Source organism: Mixta tenebrionis, from assembly GCF_006517625.1.
Lineage (GTDB): Bacteria > Pseudomonadota > Gammaproteobacteria > Enterobacterales > Enterobacteriaceae > Mixta > Mixta tenebrionis.
Genome location: NZ_VHQI01000008.1, coordinates 56,806 through 80,719, shown reverse-complemented (window position 1 = coordinate 80,719; position 23,914 = coordinate 56,806). Strand labels below are relative to the sequence as shown.

26 protein-coding genes are annotated in these 23,914 nt (G+C 57.1%); 11 read left to right on the top strand and 15 right to left on the bottom strand.

Annotation, left to right across the window (positions count from 1 at the left end; all coding sequences use genetic code 11):
* Positions 1-182 precede the first annotated feature (182 nt).
* The 3 genes from FKM52_RS14200 (at position 183) to FKM52_RS14190 (ending at position 2,001) form a co-directional block, all read left to right on the top strand.
* Positions 183-392, top strand: coding sequence for a YdgH/BhsA/McbA-like domain containing protein (locus FKM52_RS14200; protein ID WP_141176830.1), 210 nt, complete (start codon positions 183-185; stop codon positions 390-392).
* A gap of 88 nt (positions 393-480) precedes the next feature.
* Positions 481-1,212 carry a pirin family protein gene (locus tag FKM52_RS14195; RefSeq protein WP_141176829.1) on the top strand — a complete coding sequence of 244 codons (732 nt, stop codon included), beginning with the start codon at positions 481-483 and terminating at the stop codon, positions 1,210-1,212.
* Between the two features lie 489 nt (positions 1,213-1,701).
* On the top strand, positions 1,702-2,001 hold the full coding sequence (locus tag FKM52_RS14190) for a hypothetical protein (protein WP_141176828.1): 300 nt from the start codon (positions 1,702-1,704) through the stop codon (positions 1,999-2,001).
* Between the two features lie 103 nt (positions 2,002-2,104).
* On the opposite strand, the gene FKM52_RS14185 is transcribed toward FKM52_RS14190, so the two are convergent.
* Complete coding sequence (locus FKM52_RS14185) at positions 2,105-3,715, bottom strand: cholesterol oxidase substrate-binding domain-containing protein (protein WP_141176827.1); 1,611 nt, start codon at positions 3,713-3,715, stop codon at positions 2,105-2,107.
* Positions 3,716-4,451: 736 nt separating this feature from the next.
* Here FKM52_RS14185 and zapE point away from each other — a divergent pair.
* Complete coding sequence (gene zapE, locus FKM52_RS14180) at positions 4,452-5,495, top strand: cell division protein ZapE (protein WP_141176826.1); 1,044 nt, start codon at positions 4,452-4,454, stop codon at positions 5,493-5,495.
* Between the two features lie 299 nt (positions 5,496-5,794).
* Complete coding sequence (locus FKM52_RS14175; RefSeq protein WP_167519789.1) at positions 5,795-6,658, top strand: glucose 1-dehydrogenase; 864 nt, start codon at positions 5,795-5,797, stop codon at positions 6,656-6,658.
* A 46-nt stretch (positions 6,659-6,704) separates the two neighbouring features.
* On the opposite strand, the gene FKM52_RS14170 is transcribed toward FKM52_RS14175, so the two are convergent.
* From FKM52_RS14170 to FKM52_RS14150, 6 genes are all read right to left on the bottom strand, one after another.
* On the bottom strand, positions 6,705-7,526 hold the full coding sequence (locus tag FKM52_RS14170) for a Cof-type HAD-IIB family hydrolase (RefSeq protein WP_141176824.1): 822 nt from the start codon (positions 7,524-7,526) through the stop codon (positions 6,705-6,707).
* Between the two features lie 289 nt (positions 7,527-7,815).
* Positions 7,816-7,923, bottom strand: a complete 108-nt coding sequence (locus FKM52_RS14165) for a winged helix-turn-helix transcriptional regulator (protein ID WP_246085535.1) — start codon at positions 7,921-7,923, stop codon at positions 7,816-7,818.
* Positions 7,924-7,989: 66 nt separating this feature from the next.
* Entirely contained in the window at positions 7,990-9,378 is a 1,389-nt protein-coding gene (gene sad / locus FKM52_RS14160) for a succinate-semialdehyde dehydrogenase (RefSeq protein ID WP_141176822.1), read from the bottom strand.
* A 576-nt stretch (positions 9,379-9,954) separates the two neighbouring features.
* Complete coding sequence (locus FKM52_RS14155; protein ID WP_141176821.1) at positions 9,955-10,191, bottom strand: hypothetical protein; 237 nt, start codon at positions 10,189-10,191, stop codon at positions 9,955-9,957.
* A 106-nt stretch (positions 10,192-10,297) separates the two neighbouring features.
* On the bottom strand, positions 10,298-10,468 hold the full coding sequence (locus tag FKM52_RS21720; RefSeq protein WP_167519773.1) for a hypothetical protein: 171 nt from the start codon (positions 10,466-10,468) through the stop codon (positions 10,298-10,300).
* 266 nt (positions 10,469-10,734) lie between these two features.
* Complete coding sequence (locus FKM52_RS14150) at positions 10,735-10,953, bottom strand: hypothetical protein (RefSeq protein WP_141176820.1); 219 nt, start codon at positions 10,951-10,953, stop codon at positions 10,735-10,737.
* 331 nt (positions 10,954-11,284) lie between these two features.
* Between FKM52_RS14150 and copM the strand changes: the two genes are divergently transcribed.
* Positions 11,285-11,635: a CopM family metallochaperone gene (copM, locus tag FKM52_RS14145; protein ID WP_141176819.1), complete on the top strand. Its 351-nt coding sequence runs from the start codon at positions 11,285-11,287 to the stop codon at positions 11,633-11,635.
* 75 nt (positions 11,636-11,710) lie between these two features.
* Entirely contained in the window at positions 11,711-11,905 is a 195-nt protein-coding gene (locus tag FKM52_RS14140; protein ID WP_141176818.1) for a hypothetical protein, read from the top strand.
* Positions 11,906-12,028: 123 nt separating this feature from the next.
* Here the strand turns inward: FKM52_RS14140 and FKM52_RS14135 are convergent, their stop codons facing one another.
* The 6 genes from FKM52_RS14135 to FKM52_RS14110 all read right to left on the bottom strand — a co-directional run bounded on the left by FKM52_RS14135 (position 12,029) and on the right by FKM52_RS14110 (position 17,782).
* The gene (locus FKM52_RS14135) at positions 12,029-12,706 is read right to left on the bottom strand and encodes an ABC transporter ATP-binding protein (protein ID WP_141176817.1); all 678 of its coding nucleotides are present in this window, start codon (positions 12,704-12,706) and stop codon (positions 12,029-12,031) included.
* Positions 12,699-13,538, bottom strand: a complete 840-nt coding sequence (locus tag FKM52_RS14130; protein WP_141176816.1) for an ABC transporter ATP-binding protein — start codon at positions 13,536-13,538, stop codon at positions 12,699-12,701. Before FKM52_RS14130 ends, FKM52_RS14135 begins: the two co-directional genes overlap by 8 nt.
* Positions 13,528-14,388 (bottom strand): ABC transporter permease, encoded by an 861-nt coding sequence (locus FKM52_RS14125; protein WP_141176815.1) that lies wholly within the window; start codon positions 14,386-14,388, stop codon positions 13,528-13,530. The genes FKM52_RS14130 and FKM52_RS14125 overlap by 11 nt, the downstream gene beginning before the upstream one ends.
* Positions 14,385-15,437: an ABC transporter permease gene (locus tag FKM52_RS14120; RefSeq protein WP_141176814.1), complete on the bottom strand. Its 1,053-nt coding sequence runs from the start codon at positions 15,435-15,437 to the stop codon at positions 14,385-14,387. Before FKM52_RS14120 ends, FKM52_RS14125 begins: the two co-directional genes overlap by 4 nt.
* Positions 15,437-17,005, bottom strand: coding sequence for an ABC transporter substrate-binding protein (locus tag FKM52_RS14115; RefSeq protein WP_141176813.1), 1,569 nt, complete (start codon positions 17,003-17,005; stop codon positions 15,437-15,439). Before FKM52_RS14115 ends, FKM52_RS14120 begins: the two co-directional genes overlap by 1 nt.
* Positions 17,006-17,134: 129 nt before the next feature.
* Positions 17,135-17,782 (bottom strand): CPBP family intramembrane glutamic endopeptidase, encoded by a 648-nt coding sequence (locus FKM52_RS14110; protein ID WP_141176812.1) that lies wholly within the window; start codon positions 17,780-17,782, stop codon positions 17,135-17,137.
* 214 nt (positions 17,783-17,996) lie between these two features.
* Between FKM52_RS14110 and FKM52_RS14105 the strand changes: the two genes are divergently transcribed.
* From FKM52_RS14105 to FKM52_RS14095, 3 genes are all read left to right on the top strand, one after another.
* Positions 17,997-20,618 (top strand): bifunctional diguanylate cyclase/phosphodiesterase, encoded by a 2,622-nt coding sequence (locus FKM52_RS14105; RefSeq protein WP_246085534.1) that lies wholly within the window; start codon positions 17,997-17,999, stop codon positions 20,616-20,618.
* Between the two features lie 261 nt (positions 20,619-20,879).
* Positions 20,880-21,173 carry an I78 family peptidase inhibitor gene (locus FKM52_RS14100; RefSeq protein WP_141176811.1) on the top strand — a complete coding sequence of 98 codons (294 nt, stop codon included), beginning with the start codon at positions 20,880-20,882 and terminating at the stop codon, positions 21,171-21,173.
* A 216-nt stretch (positions 21,174-21,389) separates the two neighbouring features.
* The gene (locus FKM52_RS14095) at positions 21,390-21,944 is read left to right on the top strand and encodes a GNAT family N-acetyltransferase (protein ID WP_141176810.1); all 555 of its coding nucleotides are present in this window, start codon (positions 21,390-21,392) and stop codon (positions 21,942-21,944) included.
* On the opposite strand, the gene FKM52_RS14090 is transcribed toward FKM52_RS14095, so the two are convergent.
* Entirely contained in the window at positions 21,941-22,192 is a 252-nt protein-coding gene (locus tag FKM52_RS14090; RefSeq protein WP_141176809.1) for a biofilm development regulator YmgB/AriR family protein, read from the bottom strand. The two genes, FKM52_RS14095 and FKM52_RS14090, sit on opposite strands and share 4 nt — an antisense overlap.
* Before the next feature lie 431 nt (positions 22,193-22,623).
* Between FKM52_RS14090 and cspE the strand changes: the two genes are divergently transcribed.
* Positions 22,624-22,836: a transcription antiterminator/RNA stability regulator CspE gene (gene cspE, locus FKM52_RS14085; RefSeq protein ID WP_038627682.1), complete on the top strand. Its 213-nt coding sequence runs from the start codon at positions 22,624-22,626 to the stop codon at positions 22,834-22,836.
* 164 nt (positions 22,837-23,000) lie between these two features.
* Here the strand turns inward: cspE and FKM52_RS14080 are convergent, their stop codons facing one another.
* Positions 23,001-23,174, bottom strand: coding sequence for a con-10 family general stress protein (locus tag FKM52_RS14080; RefSeq protein ID WP_141176808.1), 174 nt, complete (start codon positions 23,172-23,174; stop codon positions 23,001-23,003).
* Between the last annotated feature and the right edge of the window lie 740 nt (positions 23,175-23,914).

Sequence of the window (23,914 nt, the reverse complement as noted above, 5' to 3'; positions counted from 1 at the left end):
GTTAAACGCGCACTGACGAAACAGCGACGGGAAAATCGTACAATTCGCTATGTACAATCTTATTCAATTTTTATGAATGTTTTTAGCAAATCCTTCCGCTTTTTAATCCTCTCTTTCCCGCCTACTATTGCTTCATCGAGGCAAATCGCCTCAAAAAATTTTAAATACACGGGAAAGACCTTATGAAAAACATCAAATTTTTTGCTGCCGCTGTAGTGCTCTCTACGCTTTCATTCGCCAGCCTGGCGGAGAGCGTGACCGCCAGCGCGCTGACGCTGGATGCAGCGGAGGCGAAAATTGCAGCGCAGGCGCAGCAGCAGGGCGCCGGCTACAAAATTACCGAAGCGAACTTCAATAACGGCGTGCATATGACCGCCGAGCTGACGAAATAACCCGGCGCCGCAGAGCCTTGATACATGGCGCCTGCGGGCGTCATGGTTGTTCGGCGGCGTCAGCCGCGCCATAGCGAAGGGGGAAATAATGAATATCATGCGTGCCAGCCCGATACAGCTGTTTGAATATGGCCCTTTTACCATCAGACGCATGCGCCCCGGTGAGGCAGATGCGGCGAGTAACGCCAGCGCCTTCGGACCGCTGGCCATCGTCGACCATATGCAGCTGAAAAGCGGCGCGCGGATCGCCATGCATCAGCACGTAAATGATGAAATTCTGCATTACGTCTGGCGCGGTTCGTTGTTCCATGAAGATCGGCACGGCGAGCGCACGCCGCTCTCCGCGAAAAAAATAATGCTGATTAGCGCCGGCGAAGGTGTAGAGCATGAAGAATCCGCTCCGATTGTGGATACGGAAATGCTGCAAATCTTTATCCGGCCGCAACAGGCTGGTGGAGAAGGGCGCGTGCAGTTTATGGCGCGGCCGCAAGGCATAGTTGAAGGCGCGTGGACGCTGCTGGCTGGGCCGCAGGGTGAAGCGGCGCCGCTGACGCTGCGGCAACGGGTTTGGGCCTGGGATATTCGTCTGGCGAAACAGGCGGTAACCGAGGCGCCCTGCCGCCCTGGGCTGGCGCAATGGCTTTACGTGGCGGAGGGGACGATTAGCGTTGGCGGCGAACGGCTTGGCAAAGGCGATGCGCTAAGCGATGGTTTAAACCGGCTGCCGCCGATTGAAGCCAGTCGTGACGCTATCCTGCTCTGCTTGCTGGTAGATCTGCAGGCGCCGGCGACGCTGGCGGGCCAGATTAGCGGCCATTAATTATGGCATCGTTGGGGCGGCCATAATGGCGCCCCTGTCGGCGGGCCGGATTAGCGGCCATTAATTATGTCACTGTTGGGGCGGCCATAATGGCGCCCCTGCCGGCGGGCCGGATTAGCGGCTATTAATTATGGCATCGTTGGGGCGGCCATAATGGCGCTCCTGCCGACAGACGGTGTTCTTTATACCTACTGGCGGATGATGATATTCGTCCTGAATTATTTCTCTGCGAGTCGCCTGAATGCGCAGGCATAGCTGGTTTGCCGATCGATTTTTAATTGACAGGACAGGCAGTAAATCATCTGGAAATAACCTGGAAAATCAATTTTGCAAAAAGTCATTTTCCGGGGAAAGAGGGGAAATTAGTAAAAATACGATATCGTTGTAAAGCTAACGTTATAGTATCCCTTCGGTTGTCGTTTAAAAATGTTAAGTCAGATGTTAACTGACGAGTAAGAATAAACAGGACGAGTTGAAAAGGAGTTTATTATGCGTGAACTGACTTTTGCTGAAGTTGAGCAAGTAGCCGGGTCTGGGTTAATTGGCGATGGTCTGGCGCTGGTTGGTAACGGTATTATTTTCGGCGTGAAGCTGTTTAATGATTTTTTGAATACCCCATTAATTTCTTCTGTGGGTACCGTTTTTGATGCGGTGGGCATTGGTATTATCCACGTTGCCGCTGACTTGATCGGCTTTACCATTATGAAAGCCATTGCTTCCGTAGGGATTATCCTCGGCGGCGACGATAGCTGGGTAAACTATCACTGGAATGCGCAGTGGTGGAAATAACGCCAGCTGGTTAAAAAAGGCCTGTTAAACAGGCCTTTTTGCTGAAAGCAGGTGGGTGAGGCCGCCTGCTTTCGTGATTGATGGCAATGATGATTGCCGGGCGTTAGCGTTTAACCAACAGCTTGCGCATAAAGGGCGACGTAAAGATCTTATGCGGATCGTTTTTGTCAAAAATGTCGATAGTTTTGTTCCAGTCCGGATAGCAGGAAGGAACGACGCTGGTCAACATTTTTTCACTGGTCCAGGCGCCTTTTTCGCCGTAGCCCCAGCCTTTACTCCACTCAACACGTACGGTTGAATCCGGCGTGTTGTAGTGGTTAAACACCCACTCTTCCATTTCGATATAGAACTGCAGCGCGTCCGGCGTATCGGGCATGGTCAGGTTATCGATCCAGATAGCCACGTCACGTTCCGGATGGCCTTCAACCGGGCGAGCGGCGGAGAGCGCAGGCGTAACGGCGCCGGGCACTACTGAATCCTCAGGTTTGTCCAACCCGGTAACCCTGATTTCAATGGCGCAGCTCATCGGGTAAGAGTTACGGGCTTTATATTCATCCACCATCTTCAGATACTGCTGGATAAAGTCATGGATGGCGCGCTGAGCTTTGGCGCGGCTGGTGATAATTGCGTAGCCGTTGGCGGTAACGCGCAGCGTGTCGGGACGAACATAGAGCAGCAGGTTTTTACTCCAGCCCCAGAGATCGCTGGTCAGCGTTTCGCGCAGACCAAACTTCACCAGCTCCATTTCCATGTTACCCAACGCCGGCGTAAGGTCAGCCTTATTGTTGGTGATGGACTTGATCAGATCGGAGATCTGCACCGGCACCTGATCGGAGAACGAATAGTTAAAGGGCGAGTTGACCTGCTTCACGTTGCGCGGACGCTTCGGTGATATTGTCCAGGTTTTCATCCACGGATATTCAGTAAACGGGAACCAGATGGCTTCGGCGCGCCCGCAGGTATTGAGATAATACTCCATGGTACGCATGCCCGGCTTGGTTTCGGGAGCGAACAGCTCATCGATATGAATATCCACGATGCTTTCGCAGCGCATTTTATCGTTTACCGGCACCTGCATGGTGACATCGTAAACCAGCGTGCGGCCGAGAGCGGTCAGATAAGGCGCGATTTCCGGATCGTTACGCTGCAGGGTTTTCAGCTCGTAGGACTGTTTCTGCTCATTCCAGGCCATGATAGTCATCGCCATAATCGCGTTACTGACGGTGCCGTAGGTGCCGCCAGGCTTTTTCGTTTCGCCATTGGCCGGAGTACAGGTACCGTGTCCATCGATAGTCAGGATGCCGCCCAGCGTCAGGTCGCCCGGCGCCGGCGTGGAATAGAAGCCGTAGCCTTTTTTCTCCAGCTTGGTTAACAGGGTTTCCATATCAATACCGGCCTGAGCGGTAAAATAACCGTAGCTCTCGCCTTTAGTAATGGTGACCTTATTCAGGTGGCGGGTTAAGTCGACCAGAATCACTTTTTCATTCTGATTACCGTTAGCGATAGTAAGCGGCGACCAGTTATGTTTGAAGCCGACGGCGCGTACCGTATAGCCATTTTTATAGGCCCAGTTTGCCAGGGTAACTAACTCATCGGCATTACGCGGCGCGCAGCAGACGAGATCTTTACCGGTCACTTCTTTCGACCAGTTTTCGAAGTCAATATAGGTTTTTGAAAGCGGAAGTGAAGCGAGTGCTTTATTAGTCACAGTCATGCGTTATTCCTTAACGTGAAATTTGAAAATACTTTTCCAGACTACTTTAGTACGTACTACTGTATATATATACATGATGAATTTTAAGCTGTTGCTGAATTTTGTCAATAGCCTAATTTCAGGCGGCTATTTAATTAGTGAGGAAATACTTTCTTTTAGAATTAAAATTAAATAAATAATTGTGATTTTGAGGTATTTATTTGCCGGGCGCCGATAAGGTCTGCATAACAGAAGAGTGCCAAACGTTACCTGTAATTTTTTGTAAAACAGCGCTTTTTTTCTCAGGCTAATTGGACGAAATAGCGCTAAAAAAAATTGCTTTTGGCGTAATTGATGAGAGGCGTTTGCGGAATTCAGCCATTGATAATGAGGAAGTTGTTGGTTAAATGTTTTATTTTTGTTATTGTTATGTTTGTTCTGGCGCTGCTGTCAGCGTTGGTTAACGTCGTGCGGTAAATATCAGTCTTTTCTGAGTTGCGCCATAGCGCAGCAATAACCGGCCGGATTTTCTGGCAATGGCTGGAATGATATCGCCGGGCGTTACCGGAAAACGTAAATAAATCGCCCGGCGTGCGCTATGCTGCCGGGAAAGATACCGGCTCTCGCGCCGGCGCGGCGTACAGCAGGAAAGCTTATGGTTTACCGCGGCATCGTTCTGCGCGCGGTTCTTTGCCGCTGCGTGCGACGCTACAGGTTATGATGGCGGGCCAGCCGCCACTGGCTACAGGAGAATGAAATGACCCAGCCGGCCAGCCAAAGCGAAACGGCTTTTCAGCAGCTGATGCAGCGCACGGCGGCAGAGAAAGCGATGGTGCTGGATGAGTGGCAGCAACGGCTGATAATCCAGCTGGAAACGCTGATTGCGCCGCTGCTGACGGGAACAGCGCGCGGCGCCTGCGGCGACGGGCTGTACGTCTGGGGGCCGCCGGGACGGGGGAAGACGTTTATCGTTGACGCCTTTTTCCATTGGGCGCCGCTGCAGCAAAAAAAGCGCGTGCATTTTCACCTTTTCTTTCGTGAACTGCATCAGATGATTGCCGGCGGCCGCAGCGTGGAAGCGGCGATTGCCGCTAGCATCGGTGATTGTCAGCTGCTCTGTTTTGATGAGTTTCATCTGCACGATATCGGCGATGCGATGCTGATCAAGCCGCTGCTGGCGCAGCTTTTTCGCTGCGGCGTACTGCTGGTGGCCACCTCCAACCATCCGCCGGAGAATCTGCTGGCGAATCCCCTTTATCATCAGCGCTTTGTGCCCTGTATCGAACTGATGCGGCAGCATATGACGCTGGTGGCGCTGACGGGCGAAAATGATTACCGCAGGCGCCGACGTCAGCCGCATGAAGCCTTCAGCGCCGGCGCGATGCTGCCTCCCGGCGCGGGCGCGTGGCGTCAGCGGCTGGCGCTTCCCGTTCCCGCCGCCGCGCCGCTGGCGCTAACGGTCGGCTATCGCACGCTGCAGGTGCTTTCGCCCGCGCAGGAAGTGCTGCATTTCTCTTTTCACGCGCTATGCGAGGCGCCAACGGCGGTGATGGATTATCTGACGCTCAGCGAGCGTTACCGCCGCTGGCTGCTTGAAGATGTGCCGCCGCTGGGCGGCGTCTCTCCCGCCGCGCAGCAGCGATTTATTAATCTTATCGATGTGCTTTACGATCGCTCATGCCAGCTATTTATCACTACCGCCTGTTCACCGTCTGAGCTAACCCAGGACGTAGCGCTGGATGATATTCAGCGCACCGCCAGCCGGCTGGCTCTGCTGCCGCGCTACCCGCAGCCGGCCTGAAAACGGGCGCGGCTGAATATCTGCCTTGCTACCCGGCGGGCGTCCGCCGTCGTAATTTAACAGGCGCGCATCGCCAACGGGCGTAAGGCGCCCGCCGCCGTAACGTAGCAACCGCGCTTCAGCCGCCCTGGCGCTTGCCCGCATCCGCCGCTGCGCTTGCAATATGAGGCCGTCAACTATACTGAAACGGTATTCAGTTATTCCGCCAGTACCGTTTTAATCTGCGTTATTGACTGAATAATAAGATGATCCTGCATTGTCATTACGGCGTCCGGCGCCGCTAACCTGAAGGAGAAGCGATTATTATGACCAGTCGACCACAACCGCCGCAGCCAGAGCAGCAGCAGGATGTACCGGGTTCTATTTTTGATATGCAGCCCGCGCCCGATCATGGCGAAGAGAGCTATCGCGGCTCCGGCCGCCTGACAGGCAAGAAAGCGATTATCACCGGCGGCGATTCCGGCATAGGCCGCGCCGTAGCGATCGCCTTTGCGCGCGAAGGAGCAGATGTACTGATTTCCTATCAGGACGAACATGAGGATGCGAAAGATACCGCACGTTTGATCGAGGCGGCAGGACGCAAAGCAGTGCTGGTGCCGGGCGATATTACCGAGTCGGAACACTGTCGCCATATCGTGCAGCAGGCGGTCAACAACTTTGGCCAGATTGATATCCTGGTGAATAACGCGGCGTTTCAGATGACGCGCGAATCGCTGGATGAAATCAGCGATGATGAGTTTGACCGCACGATCAAAACCAATATCTACGCCATGTTTTATCTCTGCAAGGCGGCGGTGCCGCATATGCCAGCCGGGGCATCGATTATCAGCACCGCTTCGGTGAATGCCGATCGGCCTAAGCCGAAACTGATCGCCTATTCCGCGACCAAGGCGGCGATCGTGAATTTCTCCGGCAGCCTGGCGGCGCTGCTGGCGGATAAAGGCATCCGCTCCAACGTAGTGGCGCCGGGGCCGATCTGGACACCGCTGATCCCGGCCACTATGCCGCCGGAACAAGTGAAGAGTTTTGGCGAAGAAGTGCCTCTTCAGCGTATGGGGCAGCCCGCTGAGCTGGCGCCCGCCTATGTAATGCTTGCCAGCGATGAGGCCAGTTATATTTCCGGCGCGACCATCGCGGTGACCGGCGGCGTCGCCGTTATTTGACGATATCCTGCCGACGGCAGCAACGCGGCTGCCGTCGCCGGGCGCGTCAGTTAAACGGATATTCTCTGGCCAGCACGCGGGAAATAACGTTGAGCGCGCCTTCTTCATCGTTGCTTTCGGTACGGTAGCGCGCCGTCGCCAGCACCGCTTCTACCGCGTTAGCCATTGCAAAGCTGTAGCCCGCCTGGCGCAGCATCTCAATATCATTGCCGCTGTCGCCGATCGCCACCACTTCGCAATCGTCAATGCCCCAACGCTGCTGCAGCAGGCTGATGCCGTGCGCCTTATGCAGACCGGGAATGATCAAATCGATAAAGCCGAAGCCGCTGGAAACCGGATGCATAATCTCGCCCGCCGCCTGAAGTTCTACGGTGAGGCGCTCTATCAGCGGCGCAACCCCTTCCGGCGGCAGATTAAGCGAGAACTTGAAGATGGTATCGTCGACGGCGCTCAGATCGGCGCACTTTTCCAGCCGCCGGTAGTGGTTTGACAGCCGCGCCACTATCTCATCCGGCATCGAAGGATCGATCCAGGCGCTGCGCTTGCCGCACACCACGGTATGAATATCCGGCTCTTTCGCCAGAATCGCCAGCACCTGTTTTACTTTTTCGGCGCTGAGCTTGCCGCAGAACACTTCCTCATTACGATCGCTGATCCATGCGCCGTTTTCCGCCACGAATGCGATCTCATCGGCGATTTCAGGAAAATAGCTTTGCAGCTGATAGTACTGATTGCCGCTGGCGACCACGAAACGAATATTACGCTCCTGCAAGCGGGCATACTGACGCAGAAAGCGCGCCTTGTTATAACCTTTAACGGAATCCAGGAAGGTTCCGTCCATATCAACCGCAATTAATTTTACCGCCACCGGGTACTCCTTCGCATAAGAGGCCGCTCGCTGAACGTCAGGGAGCGGCCTTAAAATTAACAGGAACAGCGCCTGCACGGCCGCGCTATCCCAGTCATCAAATAATTAAGCGGATCATCATATCGCTTATCAGATCGGGTTTCAGTACGGCGCGGAACAGATGGCGCGTTATCAGACAAAGGATGGCGCTGATTATGCATTCAGCGGACGGCTCGCCCGTGCCGCCGCCGTCAGCGCCGCTTTGTTTTGCAGCCCCGGCTGATGTCGGCTCAACAGGTCCGGCAAATTTTCAGCCCAGCGGGGGCAGTGGATATTCCAGCTTCGGCGGGATCACAGTATAGACGTGGCGCGGCGCCAGCCGGCGCTGTTCCGCCTTATGCAGGGAATGAATCAGCATTTTCTTAGGCTGGCGACAGGGGGAAAGCATGGGCCGCGTCGCCGGGGCGGGCGCCGCGGTTGCCGGCTAGCTGCGGTTGCGCCAGACGGTCTGTATATTGCAGAACTCATGCAGGCCGAAGCGCGACAGCTCGCGGCCAAAGCCGCTTTTCTTCACGCCGCCGAAGGCGACGCGGGCATCGCTGGCGCTGTAGCCGTTAATAAAGACGCCGCCGCACTCCAGGCGCGCCGCCATCTCCGTCGCCAGCGCGTCATCGCCGCTATAAATCGTCGCCATCAGGCCAAAATCGCTGTCGTTAGCCAGCTGCAGAGCGTGCTGCGCGTTTTCCGCCACGCTGATAGCCGCTACCGGGCCGAATAGCTCCTGACGAAACGCCGTCATGGATGGCGTAACGTTAGCCAGCACCGTCGGCAGATAGTAGTTGCCGGCGCCGGCCAGCTTATCGCCCCCGGCCAGCAGCGTGGCGCCTTCGTTCAGCGTCGCCATCACCTGCTGATGCAGTTCATCGCGCAGATCGTAGCGCGCCATCGGGCCGATATCGTTTTCTTCATTACGCGGATCGCCCATTTTCAGCTGCTGCACCGCCGCGACGAATTTTTCACTAAAGGCGTCCACGATTTCACGCTCAATAATAAAGCGTTTGGCGGCGGCGCAGACCTGCCCGGTATTCTGATAGCGTCCGGCAACGGCGGCTTTTACCGCCGCATCCAGATCGGCATCTTTCAGTACGATAAAGGGATCGGAACCGCCCAGTTCCAGCACGCATTTTTTCAGCGCCGCGCCGGCCTGAGCCCCGATCGCCGCGCCGGCGCGAACGCTGCCGGTGACCGTTACGCCGGCGATGCGCGCGTCGTTAATCGCCCGGCTTACGCCCGCGTTAGTGGCATTGATCACGCTGAACAGCCGTGGTGGAAAACCAGCATCGTTAAACAGCGTCTCGATCAGTTGGGCGCAGCCCATCACTCCCGGCGCATGCTTCAGCAGATAGCTGTTGCCCGCCAGCAGGATCGGCGCCGCGCCGCGCAGCACCTGCCACAGCGGGAAGTTCCACGGCATTACCGCCAGAATCGGGCCGAGCGGGCGATACTCGATTACCGCCTGATTATTTTCGACCTGGGTTGGCTCGGTTGCCAGCATCGCCGGACCGTGGTCGGCATACCACTCACAGAGTCTGGCCGATTTTTCAACCTCGCCGCGCGCCTGCAGAACAGGCTTGCCCATTTCGGCGGTAATAATTTGCGCCATCTCTTCGCTGCGGCGGCGTATGGCGCCGGCCAGATCGCGTAGCTTTTGCGCCCGCGCCGCAACGGGCTGCCGGCGCCACTGCTGAAAGGCCTGATGGCTGGCGGCAATCGCGGCGTCAATCTGCTGCTCGCTGATATAGGGCAGGGCGGAAAGGATCGCGCCGCTGGCCGGGTTGCGTGAAATCGCGTGCGTTTCTGGTGAAAATGACATAGCCGTTCCTTTTAATCGTTGCCGGTATTCTGCATGCGGTTACCTTAACGTGACGCTTTGATTATGAAAACTGAATAATGATAAGCGAGTTGCTGTTAAAAAAAGAAAGACAGGCTGAGCGCTGCGGCGGGGTAAAAGCCAGCCTGGCGCCATATGAAGCTGAAACCGGCGCCAGGCGACATACCCCGCATGATTACCCGCTTAATGCTGCCTGTTATTAATGGAGGGGGTTCCTGCGACAGCGGCTGATGAGATATTTCAGCCGGCGGTAAACAAAAACGCAGCGGGAGGATGCAGCCGCGCGTGACAAAAAGCCTCGCTTGATCGATCGGCCGTTTGCCCGCAGCTGAAGAGCGAGAGGATCAATAAATTTCAGGAAAAATCTTAATCCGCCGGCGGGCGAAAAATTTGCCTGATATCGCCATAGCCAATAAAAATAGTGGGCAGGCAGAAAATAAAGTCTGATTTGTCGGCATGGAGGATAAGTAACAGGGAAAGAAATATTCCGGCCCGCCGTTAACGACGCAAACTGCCGTCGCTACCACCAGCCAGGCGGCGTGCCTGGCCGTCGCCGCTTCAGGCCGCTTCCGCCCAGCGTTGCCGTCTGGCGCTTCGGTTGCCGGAGCCGGGCACGCGCCAGGCCTTCGCCGGATCGCCTACCACAAACTCCAGCGTCGGCGAGAAGTAGAACGGCAGCCAGCCGCCGTAGCCGCTCTCCCATTCCCAACGCACCGGGCAGGGCCAGAGAATACCATCATGCAGGATGTAATAAATCCACCGTCCGTTAGGACGACGGGGTTTCCGTATTTTCATGGGATTCACAACGATATTAGTTAGTGCGAAAACAGCTCATATTTTGTCCTCTTTGCTGCCGAATAGCAAACGACTAAGCGGCAGAAAAAGGCATCTTTACGTTCACTTACCGATGTACTTCACCGCAAAGCAGTACCGCGTTGGGCCGCCGCTGCTGGATGCGCCAGGCCATATGCTCACATGAGACCCGCGTTGGATAGATATGTTCCGTAACCGGCAGGGCATCGCAGACGTCGTGACCGCAGGCGCTGACTAAAAGCACAAACCCAATCAACATTCTCAGCTCCTTTCGCACGCCTTATTTATTCGGGGTACTATTATTTCAAAATGTAAGTATAGCCGATAAGCCCGTACGGCGGTTTGTCCGCCGGAGCTGAGCGCTACGCTCGTTTTCACCCGGTAGCGCCGCAGGCGAGGCTTCTGCCTGCTGTGCCGCCAGCCTCGCATCAGGCTGCGAACGGCAGCAGCTCCATCGCCCGCCGGTAATAGCGCATGGCCGGTAACCACATCGTGGAAAGGATGATAAGAGCGGGGAGTATTACCTTAGCCTTCGTGCGTCTCAAGTAAAATTTCCGGCTGACAGGATTCGCCAGCTTTGACGGTACGAAACTCCGCTTTTCCCTGATAAACGTAAATACAGGCGCGTCCCTGAGCGCCGCCGTCCTGCTCCTGCGAAAGCGAAACGGCAACGGTTTCCGCCCCGGCCCTGGCCGCCAGCCCGAAAAACAGCAACAGCGGAACACACTTAGTGAAATATTTCATACGCTATATACCGAGGTTTATTGGAGGCGTGGACCATCGCTAACCGTGATGCTAAAGCTATTATTGGCGCTAAAAAAATAAAGGGAAGATGGATTTATCTGATTCAAATGCGCGCGTGAAGCTGAACGGCTATTTGTTCTGATTTCTTAGCACGCGTCGCTAGTGAAAAATGTGAAGCTGCCCCGGAAAATAATTTGCCCGCTATCTTTTTGATGTGAAAACGTGATGGTCTCGCTTATTTTATTATCGTCGTCATATTTATTGACCTTGCCCGGAGGGCAGGTTCTTGTCTGGTTAAAAATAACCTCAACCTGACTCACGAGGATCGCAGATGAAAACATTATTCGCAGCAATCATTTTTTCCCTGCTGGCGTCATCGTCCGGCGCCTGGGCCGCGGAAGAAACACATCAGCATCAGGCGCTCAGCCCGGCGCAGCAAAGCTATCAGCAGGGCATGACGGAAATGCACGATCGGATGATGCAGGGGCTGAAGGCGCAGGATGCCGATGTGGCCTTTGCGCAGGGGATGATCGCGCATCACCAGGGAGCGATCGCGATGGCGAAAACCGAGCTGCAGTATGGCAAAGACCCAGCGATGCGCAAACTGGCCGAGCAGATCATTGCGGCGCAGCAGCCGGAGATCGATCGTATGCAGGCCTGGCTGAAACAGCAGCAGCCATAAGGCGGCGAAACGCGGCTTTTTCCGGCGCTTTAGGCTAAACTCTGCCGTTTCAACCATCAATGACAGGAATGTTTTATGTCGAATGAAATTGCCCACCCTTCCAGCAGTCCGAAGCAGGCGGCGCTGCAGCTGGTTATCGAGCTGGTGCGCGCGGGCAAGCTGAGCCCGATGCAGGGCGACGCCAGCAATATGATCGCTATCTATGAGCAGTTCAAAACGCACTTTGAATCGGAAAAGAAAAAAGATGCGTCGGGTTCCGTGATCGCCTGAGCGACAGACCTGTCAGTAAGTTATATCCAGGCGTCCCCTGACGGGACGCTTCGCTTACCTTATTCTTTCCGCTTTAGCTAGCGATAGCCTGCGGCGGCCCGCCGGCCGCCTTTAGCTACGGCATCAGGCGCTGCGGGCGGCGACGATGCGTCCTGCCGCCATCTGCACCGCGCGATCGCACATATGATCGATCACTTCCGCATCGTGGCTGACCAGCACCATAGTTAAACCATCCTGCTGTTTGAGTTGATTCAGCAAGTTGAGGATCTCCGCCTGCACCGACATATCCAGCGCCGAGGTCGGCTCATCCAGCAGCAGCACCTCAGGCTCCAGCAACAGCGCGCGCACGATGGCGACGCGCTGGCGCTGACCGCCGGAAAGCTGATGCGGATAGCGATCGGCCAGCGCCGGATCGAGGCCGACATGGCGCAAACCCGCGTTGATGCGATCGTTAATATGGTCCCGCTTCAGCAGCTTCAGCGGTTCCGCCAGCGTGCGGCGCAGGCGATGACGCGGATGCAGCGAGGCGTAAGGATCCTGAAATACCATCTGCACTTCGCGCCGCAGATCGCCGGTAAAGGCTTTTCCCGGCTGCGCCTGATGGCCGGCGAGGCGCATCTTGCCCTGCCAGTGCGGATTCAGGCCCGCCATTGCCCACAGCAGCGATGATTTACCGCAGCCGGAAGGGCCGACCAGGCCGAAACATTCGCCGGGCGCTACCGCCAGCGAAACGTCATGCACCACGGTGCGCAGATCGTAGCCGTGACGATGGGCGACGCTGAGATGCTGTAACTCAATCATGCGCAAGCTCCCGTTCCAGCGCGGCGCGGTCCAGCACCGGCAGCAGCCGGCCGTGCGTCGCCTTGCTGGGGCGACAGGCCCACAGCGTGCGGGTATAGGAATGGGTAGCGTACGGCAGCTCCGCCGCCGGCAGGCTGTCGAGCAGCTGACCTTTATACATCACCATCACGCGCTCGCAGTGTTCTGCTACCTGCTGCAGATCGTGGCTGATCAGCAGCAGGCCCATGTTACGTTCCTCTACCAGCCGGCGGATCAGCGCCAGCACCCGATCGCGCATCTCATGATCGAGCGCCGAGGTTGGCTCGTCGGCGATTAACATCTGCGGATCGGCGATCAGGGCGATCGCCAGCATTACGCGCTGGCCCATGCCGCCGGAGAGCTGGTGCGGATAGCGCGTCATTAGCTGAACGGGCTGCGGCAGGCCGACCGCCGCCAGCGTCTCCGCCACCTTTTCCCGCCGTTCGGCGCGGCTCAGCTTATGGTGCAGTCTGAGCGGCTCTTCTACCTGCCAGCCGATGGTGCGCGTTGGATTAAGGGCATACTTCGGATCCTGCATGACCATCGCCAGTTCGCTGCCGCGCAGCTGGCTCCAGCGTTTCTCATTGAGCGTCAGCGCATCGCGCCCAACCACCTGCAGCTGACGCGCCTGCAGATGCAGCCCCGGCGCCAGCAGCCCCATCAGCGCACGGGCGGTAAGCGATTTGCCGGAGCCTGATTCTCCCACCAGCGCCACGCGTTCGCGCCCCAGCGTAAAGCCGATCGGTTTGACCAGCGGCGTAGCGCCGCTGTAAATGGTTAAATCTTCGGCAACGATTAAAGTTTCAGCCGTCATGACGGGTATCCAGTCGGTCGCGCAGGCCGTCGCCTGTCAGGTTAAAGGCCAGGCTGGCGAACAGGATCGCGCCGCCCGGCGCGGCCGCTACCCACCACTGATCGAAAATCACTTTGCTGCCTTCCGCCACCATCGATCCCCATTCCGCGGTCGGCGGCTGCACGCCCATGCCGAGAAAGCCGAGGCCGGCAGCGGAAAGGATAATGCCGCCGAGGCTGAGCGCCGCCCGCACCACCGCGGTCGGCAAACAGAGCGGCAGAATATGGCCGAATATCAGGCGCAGCCCGCCGATGCCCTGCATGCGCGCGGCGGCAAGATAGTCGCTGCGACGCAGCGCCAGCGTTTCCGCCCGCGCCTGGCGCGCAAAAGGCGGCCAGCTGGTCAGGGCAAGCGCCAGCGCGCCGTTCAGCAGGCCGGGGCCGAGCACCGCAACCAGCGCCAGCGCGATTACCAGATTCGGCAGGGAAAGAAAGATATCGGTAATGCGCATCAGCACGCGCTCGCTCCAGCCGCCGAGGTAGCCCGCTAACATACCCACCAGCAGACCAACGGGAATGGTCAGCACCAGGATTAGCGATACCAGCAGCAGCGTAGGACGCGCGCCGTAAATCACGCGCGACAGCAGATCGCGCCCGAAGCCGTCGGTGCCGAACCAGTGGGCGGCGGAGGGCGGCAGCAGGCGGGCGGAGATGGTTTGCGCATCGGGATCGAAGGGCGCCAGCAGCGGCGCCAGCAGGGCGGTCAGCACCAGCATCGCCACCAGCGTCGCGCCGATGGTCAGCGTACTCAGCCGGCGACGGCGGCGCGGCGAGAGCGGCGTCATTTCCGCAGCGGATAAATGTTGTGTCATCGGGTTCTCGGATCGGTTAACCAGGTTAGCGCATCAACCAGCGCGTTTAACAGGATAAAGCAGCCGCCGATCAGCAGCGTGACGCCAAGGATAGCAGGCACGTCGGAGCCGAACAGCGCGGTGGTGAGATAGCGGCCCACGCCGGGCCAGGCGAAGACGGTTTCCGTCAGCACCGAGCCTTCCAGCAGCGTGGCGTAGGAGAGGCCGAGCACGGTAATCAGCGTGCCGCGTACGTTAGGCAGCAGGTGGCACAGCAAAATGCGTCCGCGGCTGGCCCCTTTGGCGCGCGCCAGGGTGACATACTCTTTGCCGTTCTCCTCCAGCAGCGCGGCGCGCAGCAGGCGGGTAATCGCCGCCATCGACAGCATCCCCAGCACCGCCACCGGCAGCCAGAGGTGGGCAATTGCGTTGCGAAACATCTCGCTGTCGCCCGACAGCCAGCTGTCAATCAGCACAAAGCCGGTTTTCGGCTCCAGGGTATAGATCCAGATATCATCCAGCCGCCCCGGCCCGGCGGACCAGTGCAGCACCGCATAAAACAGCAGCAGGCCAAGCAGACCGAGCCAGAACACCGGCACCGAATAGCCAAGCAGAGAGATCAGCCGCGCCAGGTTATCCAGCAGGCTGCCCGGTTTCCAGGCCGCCAGCAGCGCCAGCGCGATACCGAAAAATGCGCCGAACAGCATCGCGCAGGTCGCCAGCTCCAGCGTCGCCGGAAAGGTGCGCGCCAGATCGCTGAGCACCGGCTGGCCGGTAATATTGGCGGCGCCCAAATCGCCCTGCGCCAGATGGGTCAGGTAGCGCCAGAACTGCAGCGGCAGCGGCTTATCCAGCCCTAAATCGTGGCGCACCTGCTGGTAGGTGGATTCGCTGGCGTGATCGCCCGCCACCTGCAATACCGGATCGACCGGCGACAGATGCGACAGCATAAAGGTAAAGGCAAGCAGGCCGAGCAGCGTGACCAACAGGGAAAGCAGGCCGGTGATAAAGCGGCTGACAGGCCGCCAGAACCGCCGGGCAAGCCCGGCATCTGTTGCAGATAAACGCATTACTTACTGACCTGGCTGTAATAAACCATATCCGGGTTGATGCCCTGCACGTAGCCCTTCAGGTTAGCGCGTACGGCGATCAGATTACGCGCCTGCAGGCCGATTACGTAGGGCGAGTTTTTCATTACTTCGCGCTGCATCGCCTGATAAAGCTTAATGCGCTGCGCCGGATCGCTTTCCGCCGTGGCGGCCAGCGTCTGCTTGCTCAGCTCAGGAATATGCCAGTTGGAACGCCACGCCAGCGTTTTGCTGCCGTCTTCCGGGTTATAGGCGAAGGCGGCGGCGTTAGTATTCGGATCGAAATAGTCTGCTCCCCAGGCGTTCAGCGTGGCTTCATACTTATGCGCTTTTACATTGGTCGCCACTTCGGTGCTCAGGCCGGGCAGCAGCTCAACTTTAATGCCGCCTTTGGCAAAGCTGGCCTGCAACGCCTGAGCGATATCCAGATAGGGCGGCTGATTGCTGACCGACAGCTTAAAGCTGATATTTTTCAGGCCCGCCTGCGCCAGAATCGCTTTCGCTTTTTCCGGATCGTAGCGGTAAGGATTGTCATTCAGCGCGCCGGGGAAGCCTTCCGGCAGGAAAGACTGATGAACCTGGAACTGGCCCTTCAGCAGATCGTCAGCGATGCCGTGGTAATCAAACAGGTAGCGTGCGGCCTCCCACAGCGCCGGATTTTTCAGCGCCGGTTGCGCATCGATATTGAACTGAATGTAGTAGAGCGACGCCATCGGGATCGCCAGCGGCTTCACGCCCGGCTTGTTTTTCAGCGCCGCCATCTGATCGACGCCTAAATTACGGGCGATATCGGCATCGCCCTGCTCCAGCAGCAGGCGACGGGTAGCGGCTTCCGGCACGTTCTTGATCAGAATATTTTTCAGCTTCGGCGTATCGCCCGGCGAGCTGGGGTTGGCGCTCAGCAGCACCACCTCATGCGGTACAAAGCGGCGAATCTGGAACGGGCCGCTGCCGGCAGAATGGGTTGCCAGCCATTTGTTGCCCAAATCGTTATTCCGCTGGTTAGCCAGCACGGTTTTCGCATCGACAATGGAAGCAACCGGCGCCGCCAGCAGGCTGAGCACATAGGCCGGGCTGACGTCAGCCGTCCAGCTAATCGCTACGCGTTGGTCGTCGATCTTTTTTAGCTGGCGGTCAACGTTATCTTTGCTCCAGCCGAGCTGGGTAAGAATAAATGAGGGATCGAGATTCAGCTTTACCACGCGCGACAGCGAGAAGATGACATCTTCCGGGCGCAGCGGGTTGCCGGAGGCGAAGGTAGCGCCATCGCGCAGCGTCACGATCAGGCTGCGATTATCTTTTCCCGCCTGCCAGCTGCTGGCCAGCGTCGGCTTCAGCTCGCCGGGATTTTGCGGATCGGACTGCAGCAGACGCTGATAAATATTGGTAAAGCCCTGTACGGAAGTCAGCTCAAAACCTTCGGCAGGATCGAAGCTGCCGGCGTCATCAATCGACTGTGCGATCACCAGCGTATCGGGCGGCGTAGCCGCGTTGGCGGCAAAGCTGGCGGCGAAGGCCAGCGTCAGGACGGCGGGAGCTAAACTTTTCATCTTATTTCCTTACCACTTTTTCGCGAGTGTAAGGGAACAACAGAAAGGTCTGATAGTAGATTATTCGCTATGCTTATGCATTAAAGTTATAACACAACTGAAACGGTTATAAAACAACTCGCCATTATCTTACACATACCAGAGCGACGGCAGTAGCGCGATCAGGTTATTCAGCATATGCAGCGCGACGGGCAGCAGCAGTCCGTCGGCGCGCAGGCGCGCATAGCAAAGCAGGATGGAAAACAGCGTCAGCACCACGATAGTTTGCCAGTGGATATATTGCGTATGCATGGCGGCAAACAGCAGCGACGTCAGCAGAATGGCGGCGAAGCGGCTGCGTGGCGCCCACAGCAGAAATACCTGCAGTAAAAAGCCGCGAAACAGAATCTCTTCAAACACCGGCGCCAGCAGCACGGCGGAAAAAAGCAGCACCCAGAGCGTAAACGCCGTCTGATGCGCCTGATCTTCCAGCCAGCGCTCCGGCTGCAAAAACAGCGTCTGTGCCGCCATCAGCCCCAGCAGCAGGACGATAAACAGCAGCGCCGGCTTTAGCCGCAGCCGCCCCAGCGGAATATCATCGCGGTGCGTCTGATAAAAACGGTAAAGCGGCCACAGCACGGCAAACTCAAACAGACAGAGCACCGGCACCAGTAATCCCTGCTGGCGTAGCGCCGCATAATCAGGAAACCAGGTAATCGCCAGCGTGATGAAATAGTAAATAACAAAACTGCCGAGACAGAACAGGGTTACAGCGACTTTGCCGGATTGCATTTTCATAGGCGGCTTTAGCGGCGAAGGGGGAAGGGAGTGTAACAACCGACATAATTCCTGTCGAGATGGGTAAGTTGCCGCGCGTTTTCGCTAAACCCTTTCCGGCGTAGGCCGATAACCAACTCAAGCGTGAGACAGGCGGGGCTTTACGCCGTGTCGCAACGAGCGCGGCGTGCTTCAGCAGAGCTTATCCAGCGCATTCTTATCAGGGTTTTCGCAGATGAATTTACCGACCTTATTACCGTTCAATCTTCGCCCGGCGGACGCCCAGGCGACATTCTTTACGCGGCGCACCCTGCTGATACTTGGCGGTATGCTGGCCGTCGTGCTGTTAACTACCGCCATAACCATCGTGGCTATTGCCGTACGGCAGAACGGCGCGGCGCTGGCGCAGGAAAAGTTTTTGCTGCGTAACGCCTGGCAGGCGCGGCAAAAATCGATCCTGACCGATATTCGCGACTACGCCTTCTGGGGCGAGGCATGGAATCACCTGCATCTGCAGGTAGATAAGCGGTGGGCTTTCGACCAGCAAAACCTGGGGCCGGGGCTTTACAGCGAATATCACTATGACGGCGTGTTCGTGGTAGACGGCAGCGGGCGCACGCGCTATGCGGTGATCGACGGAAAACTGAGCGCGATGCAGCTTGAACACTGGCTCGGCAAGGCGAGCGCGGAGATGATACGCCAGGCGCGCACCTTTCTGCCGGAGGAAAATGCGCTGGTAAGAAACGCCACCATCGCAGGAGCGCCGGCGATAGTCGCCGCCGCGCCGATTACCACCGGCAAAGTGCCGGGACTGGGCCACACCGCCGGCCCGCCGTCGATTATGGTGTTTGTCGATCGCTATACGCCGCAGAAGCTGCTGGCGCTGGGGCAAAGCGTGGGCGTTAGCCAGCTGCGCTCCATTGCCGGGCAGGCGCCGCCCGTTATTCTGGCAAGCCTGACGCTCTCGGTCGGGCAGGATGCTCCTTTGCAGCTGGGCTGGAAAAGCAGCGAGCCGGGACATCATCTGCTGGTGATTATGATACCGCTGATGGCGCTGACAATGCTGATGCTGGGAATGGTTGCGCGCCGGGTGGTGCGCCACGCGATGCATAACGCGCGCCTTTCCGACTGGCGTTTTGAACAGCTCAGGCAGAGCCAGCGCGAGCTGGGCGACAGCGAGGCGCGCTTTCGCGATGTGGCGGAGGCCGCCTCCGACTGGATCTGGGAAACCGATGCGCGCGGCGTTCTGACCTATCTCTCGTCGCGCTTTACGGCGGTGACCGGCTATGACGTGGCGGTGCAGTTGGGCAAGCCGATCGACTGCCTGCTGCTCAGCAACGGCCTGCCGGTATCGCAGTGGATGCTGCGCCAGGGCGCCGGCGGCGATCGGCGCACGCTGCGCTGCCATTATCATTCGGCGCAGGGCGAGGAGCGTATTTGCAGCCTGGTGGCGAAGCCGGTGGCGCTGCAGGACGGGCCGACCGGATTTCGCGGCACGGTATCGGATATTACGCTGGAGGTTGAAGCGCAGGCGCGCATTCAGTATCTGTCGCAGCACGATACGCTGACCGGCCTGCCGAACCGCCATCGCATGAATGAATTCCTTAACGGCAAACTGCAGGCGCAGCCGACCGCAGCGCAGCCGCTGGTCATGTTCAGCCTCGATCTCGACCACTTTAAGCCGATTAACGATCTCTATGGTCATGCAGCGGGCGACAGCGTATTAAATGAGGTTTCGCAGCGGCTGCGCGGCTGCCTGCAACCGGACGATCTGCTGTCGCGCCAGGGCGGCGATGAGTTTATTTTGCTGCTCAGCGGCCTGAACAGCCGGGAGGCGATCGAGGCGCGCTGCCGCTGTCTGATGCAGGAGATTCATAAGCCGTTTAGCGTGGCGGGCCAGACGGTGCATATCGGCGCCTCTGTCGGCATCGCCCGCGCGCCGCAGGATGCGCTACAGCCGGAAGAGCTGCTGCGCATGGCCGATATTGCGCTTTACCAGTCAAAAAATCTGGGGCGCGATCGCTGGGTTTTCTATTCGCCGGAGATGTCGGAACAGCTGGTGCGTCGCCGTGAAATGGAGCGCGCCTTGAGCCACGCCGTCGCGCGCGACGAGCTGCGTCTGTTTTACCAGCCGCGCTATTCATTGCACAGCGGCAGAATGGACGGCGCCGAAGCGTTGCTGCGCTGGCAGCCATCGCCGCCCGCGCTGGTGATGCCCGACAGCTTTATTCCGCTGGCGGAAGAGACCGGGCTGATTCTGCCCATCAGCGACTGGGTGCTGCAGCGCGCCTGCCGCGATGCGCTCAGCTGGCCCGGCGCTTTCTACGTTTCGGTTAATATCTCGCCGGTAGAGTTTTGCCGCGGCGATCTGGCGGGACGCGTGGCCAGCGTACTGCAGCTGACCGGTCTGCCAGCCGAACGGCTGGAGCTGGAGATTACGGAAAACGTCACGCTGGAAAATCCCGACAACACGCTGAAAGTGATGCAGAGCCTGAAGCGGCTGGGGGTGAAATTAACGGTGGATGATTTCGGCTCCGGCTACGCTTCGCTGGGCTACCTGAAAACTTTCCCGTTTGACGGCCTGAAAATGGATCGCTCCTATATGAAGGATTTTCCACATTCGCAGCAGGCGCACTCTATCGTCAACGGCATTATTGGCCTGGGTAAAGCTTTTGCGCTGGCGATTACCGCTGAAGGCATTGAGAACGCCGAGCAGTTTGCTGAGCTGCAGGCTATCGCCTGTGATGAAGGGCAGGGATATTTTCTCGGCAGACCGATGCCGGCAGGGGATTTTGCATCTTTGCTGCATGGGATGGATAAGGGCGAAAGCGGGAAAGCAACGGGCCAGCCAGGCTGACCCGTTAAGGCGCTTAACGGACGCGAACCGCTACGCAGGTCATCAGCGCCGCAAAGCCGATAAAAATAGCCAGTTCCATAACGCACCTCCTAAGATTAATCTTAGACGATTATACGCAGCAGGTGCGCATAATTTGCGCTATTTGTGCCACTTTTGCCGCTGGGCCTGTGGCAGGCGATGCTAAAACGGGCGGCATTCTTTCGACGATCTGTTACGCTTTAAAGCCGATGTGCGAAACACAGATGCAAAAGGAGAATCACGTTGAAAGGTTATGGCAAAGCGGCGCTGGTGATGGCGCTTTTTACACTGGCGGCCTGTCAGCATGCGCAAAAGGGCGCCGATACGGCGGCGGTTGATGTAGAGAATAACCGCTGCGGCGCCGCCGATTATCAAAACTATGTCGGCAAACCGTTAACCGCCGTAAACGGCCTGCATATCAACGGCCCGGTGCGCGTGATCCCCTGGCACTCTGCGGTTACGATGGATTTTAACCTCAATCGCCTGAATTTCCTTGGCGATAAAGATGATGTCATTACCAGCGTTTACTGCGGCTGAACCGGGCGACGGCTGTCATGCCGCCGTCATCTGTCGCGGGTAGGGTGAAGGGGAGTTGTGTGATTTCCCTGTCTATAACAATACCGTGCCCGTCTTTAATTTATCCCGCCGCGTGCGGGATTTTTTTTATAGCGCAGCGGGTTCATCGGCGGCTACGTAGGGAAAAACAGCGGCTATTATTGGTCGAACGGGCTGCGGAAGCGATGGGGGCGGGGAATGCAGGAAAAGAAAACGCTAGCGGTAGAGGAAGCTACGCCGACGCTGTTGCAGGCGCTTCAGGCGCTGGATTACCGGTTTATCGTGACGCAGGAGCTGGATGCGGCATTCGATCGCCCGGTTGGCGCCGGCCTGCGGGCGGTAGCGCCGCGTGAAAAAAATTATTTTAACGATCCGCAGCAGTTTGCCGACTATCTTAACAGCCGCGACGGCGCTTTTTTCGTGGCGCTGGTTGATCGACAGCCGGCGGGTTACCTGGCTATCAGCCGGCGCTGGAACGGACTGGCGCTGGTGGAAGATATCGCCGTTGACGTCGCGTTTCGGCGCAGCGGCTGCGCCAGCGCGCTGCTGGCGCAGGGCGCGATCTGGGCGCAGCAGCAGCAGCTGGCCGGCGTTACGCTGGAGACGCAGAATACGAACGTCGCCGCCTGCCTGCTGTATGAGAAGTTGGGGTTTGAGCTGGGCGGCATCGATCGTCATCTTTACCGCGCTCTGCATGCGCATCCGGCGGAAGTCGCGCTGTTCTGGTATTTGTGGTTTAAGCCGGGCGGTTAGCCTCGGTTGAGGCCCTTCATCAGCTGCGCCAGCACGTTGCGATAGCCCTGCAGCACGTGCTCTTCTCTTTCCAGATCGAGTTTTTTAATCACGCTGGCGATCAGCGCTTTGTCGGTGGTGGGTTTGCCCGCCTGCATCAGCTCCATCATGACGATGGCCAGCAGCTCCGCCTCTTTAGGCGCGTGCCATGCCGGACTGTTAAAATAGTCGGTGATTTCGCGCCCGGCGCTGGTGGATTGTGTTCTCATGTTCGACCTCCGAAAACGCAACGTCAGCGCGTCAGCCTGCGCCGCTCAGAAGCGATGGCCGCTTACCGGACGGGCGCGGGAAACACGCCTTTTACCGCCATGGCGCAAGCCGCTGGCGATTTTTTAAACATAGATCCGCCAGGAAGAAATGCCAGTAACAAAATGAAATATTTTTGTCGTCTGACGCGAAGCGGCAGCGTTTTTAGCGAGAAAGTATTGAAATCCTGCTTGCATTCCCCGCGCCTTTATGAGTAAATACGCCGTCGGTTTGTTAAAACAGAACCGGGTATGCGAGCAGTTTTAGTAAAGCAGTCTGCAGTGTAAGAGTTATCTCTGATATCCCTTCTTCAGTATCGCCTTCCTGAGTGCCTCATAACATCTGTACACAAACCTGTTGCCCACAGGGCGTTAATTGACTGAAGGATAGACAAATGTCTGCAAAACTGACTGGTTTAGTAAAATGGTTCAACGCTGAGAAAGGTTTCGGCTTTATTTCTCCGGCCGACGGCAGCAAAGATGTGTTCGTACACTTCTCTGCTATCCAGAACCAGGGTTTCAAAACGCTGGAAGAAGGCCAGAACGTTGAGTTCACCATTGAAAACGGTCCGAAAGGTCCGGCTGCTGCTAACGTCACCGTACGCTAAGCAACCAGAATAAAAGAAACCCGCCAGCTGGCGGGTTTTTTATTGCCGTAAATCGCGCGGCACGCTGATTCGCCAGCATCCGGCTGATGCCTCAGCGGATTTATCTCCGGCTGGCGACCTGCGATGTTAGCGGTCATCGTTAAAGCGATCGGACTTAAAATCGATCAGGACTTACGGCCGCCGTGGCTGTTTTGTCCTCCTTTCTTGCCCGCTTCGGATGCTTTTTCACGGTCATTTTTGAAGTTGCCGCCGCTCTGCTTTCCGCCTTTTTTACCGGCCTCAGAGGCTTTTTCACGGTCTTCCGCGAAGTTGCCTGAACCACCACGATGTTCTGCCATAATCCTCTCCTGATTACCGTTGCGTTTGGTGAGCATCAAGAATATGAATTACCTGAGCAAGGCATATTCTGCATTGTAACGCTATCAAGTGTAGGCGTGGCAGCCTGTTTTTCCAGGCGGCTCTTTTGACGCCGTCCTGGCGTAATAGTTTGAAAAATAGTGTTATTTATTTAATGTTATAACAGAGGGTTTTATAAGATGCTGATGAAGCAGCATAAATAAAAAACGTTTAAGCTTATTTAAACTGCTATCCAGGATGATTCTGCCGTCAGCCGTTACCGGCCCGCGCTACGGTTGTTTTAGCGCCTCGCTTTGCTTAAGCGATAAATCGTAATGCCCATAACACATATGCTGGCAGTTAATAGTCTGCGTCGTAAAAAGACAGAATTAGCTGGCGATTAAGCAGGGCGAATTAATAAAATTTTTGCCGCGCCACGGTTAAATGAAGCGCAGCGGAAAAGTGTTAAAGTTTATTGTCTTGCGGCGATATTGACAATAAAGCGCCGGCGGTTCAAATTAGCGTCAGACACCGGTTATCTGTTATTAATGATTTTCCCGAGCTGGTATGCTCTGCGTCTCCCTGAAAAGCGCTAAACTACCCGTAAACTCCGCTACTCCCTGCTGCTCCCTGCGCGGGGTTTTCGTTTTTGGGGCGAAGAAAGATCCGCATTTTATTATTGTTCCGCCGTCGGTAATATTACTTTTAACGCTATCTGAAAACGAAAAAATAATCGTTTTTT

Coding starts and splice junctions, on each gene's coding strand:
- FKM52_RS14200 (WP_141176830.1), top strand. CDS start 183: ATGAAAAACATCAAATTTTTTGCTGCCGCTGTAGTGCTCTCTACGCTT.
- FKM52_RS14195 (WP_141176829.1), top strand. CDS start 481: ATGAATATCATGCGTGCCAGCCCGATACAGCTGTTTGAATATGGCCCT.
- FKM52_RS14190 (WP_141176828.1), top strand. CDS start 1,702: ATGCGTGAACTGACTTTTGCTGAAGTTGAGCAAGTAGCCGGGTCTGGG.
- FKM52_RS14185 (WP_141176827.1), bottom strand. CDS start 3,715: ATGACTGTGACTAATAAAGCACTCGCTTCACTTCCGCTTTCAAAAACC.
- zapE (WP_141176826.1), top strand. CDS start 4,452: ATGACCCAGCCGGCCAGCCAAAGCGAAACGGCTTTTCAGCAGCTGATG.
- FKM52_RS14165 (WP_246085535.1), bottom strand. CDS start 7,923: ATGCTGATTCATTCCCTGCATAAGGCGGAACAGCGCCGGCTGGCGCCG.
- sad (WP_141176822.1), bottom strand. CDS start 9,378: ATGTCATTTTCACCAGAAACGCACGCGATTTCACGCAACCCGGCCAGC.
- FKM52_RS14155 (WP_141176821.1), bottom strand. CDS start 10,191: ATGAAAATACGGAAACCCCGTCGTCCTAACGGACGGTGGATTTATTAC.
- FKM52_RS21720 (WP_167519773.1), bottom strand. CDS start 10,468: ATGTTGATTGGGTTTGTGCTTTTAGTCAGCGCCTGCGGTCACGACGTC.
- FKM52_RS14150 (WP_141176820.1), bottom strand. CDS start 10,953: ATGAAATATTTCACTAAGTGTGTTCCGCTGTTGCTGTTTTTCGGGCTG.
- copM (WP_141176819.1), top strand. CDS start 11,285: ATGAAAACATTATTCGCAGCAATCATTTTTTCCCTGCTGGCGTCATCG.
- FKM52_RS14140 (WP_141176818.1), top strand. CDS start 11,711: ATGTCGAATGAAATTGCCCACCCTTCCAGCAGTCCGAAGCAGGCGGCG.
- FKM52_RS14135 (WP_141176817.1), bottom strand. CDS start 12,706: ATGATTGAGTTACAGCATCTCAGCGTCGCCCATCGTCACGGCTACGAT.
- FKM52_RS14130 (WP_141176816.1), bottom strand. CDS start 13,538: ATGACGGCTGAAACTTTAATCGTTGCCGAAGATTTAACCATTTACAGC.
- FKM52_RS14125 (WP_141176815.1), bottom strand. CDS start 14,388: ATGACACAACATTTATCCGCTGCGGAAATGACGCCGCTCTCGCCGCGC.
- FKM52_RS14120 (WP_141176814.1), bottom strand. CDS start 15,437: ATGCGTTTATCTGCAACAGATGCCGGGCTTGCCCGGCGGTTCTGGCGG.
- FKM52_RS14115 (WP_141176813.1), bottom strand. CDS start 17,005: ATGAAAAGTTTAGCTCCCGCCGTCCTGACGCTGGCCTTCGCCGCCAGC.
- FKM52_RS14110 (WP_141176812.1), bottom strand. CDS start 17,782: ATGAAAATGCAATCCGGCAAAGTCGCTGTAACCCTGTTCTGTCTCGGC.
- FKM52_RS14105 (WP_246085534.1), top strand. CDS start 17,997: ATGAATTTACCGACCTTATTACCGTTCAATCTTCGCCCGGCGGACGCC.
- FKM52_RS14095 (WP_141176810.1), top strand. CDS start 21,390: ATGCAGGAAAAGAAAACGCTAGCGGTAGAGGAAGCTACGCCGACGCTG.
- FKM52_RS14090 (WP_141176809.1), bottom strand. CDS start 22,192: ATGAGAACACAATCCACCAGCGCCGGGCGCGAAATCACCGACTATTTT.
- cspE (WP_038627682.1), top strand. CDS start 22,624: ATGTCTGCAAAACTGACTGGTTTAGTAAAATGGTTCAACGCTGAGAAA.
- FKM52_RS14080 (WP_141176808.1), bottom strand. CDS start 23,174: ATGGCAGAACATCGTGGTGGTTCAGGCAACTTCGCGGAAGACCGTGAA.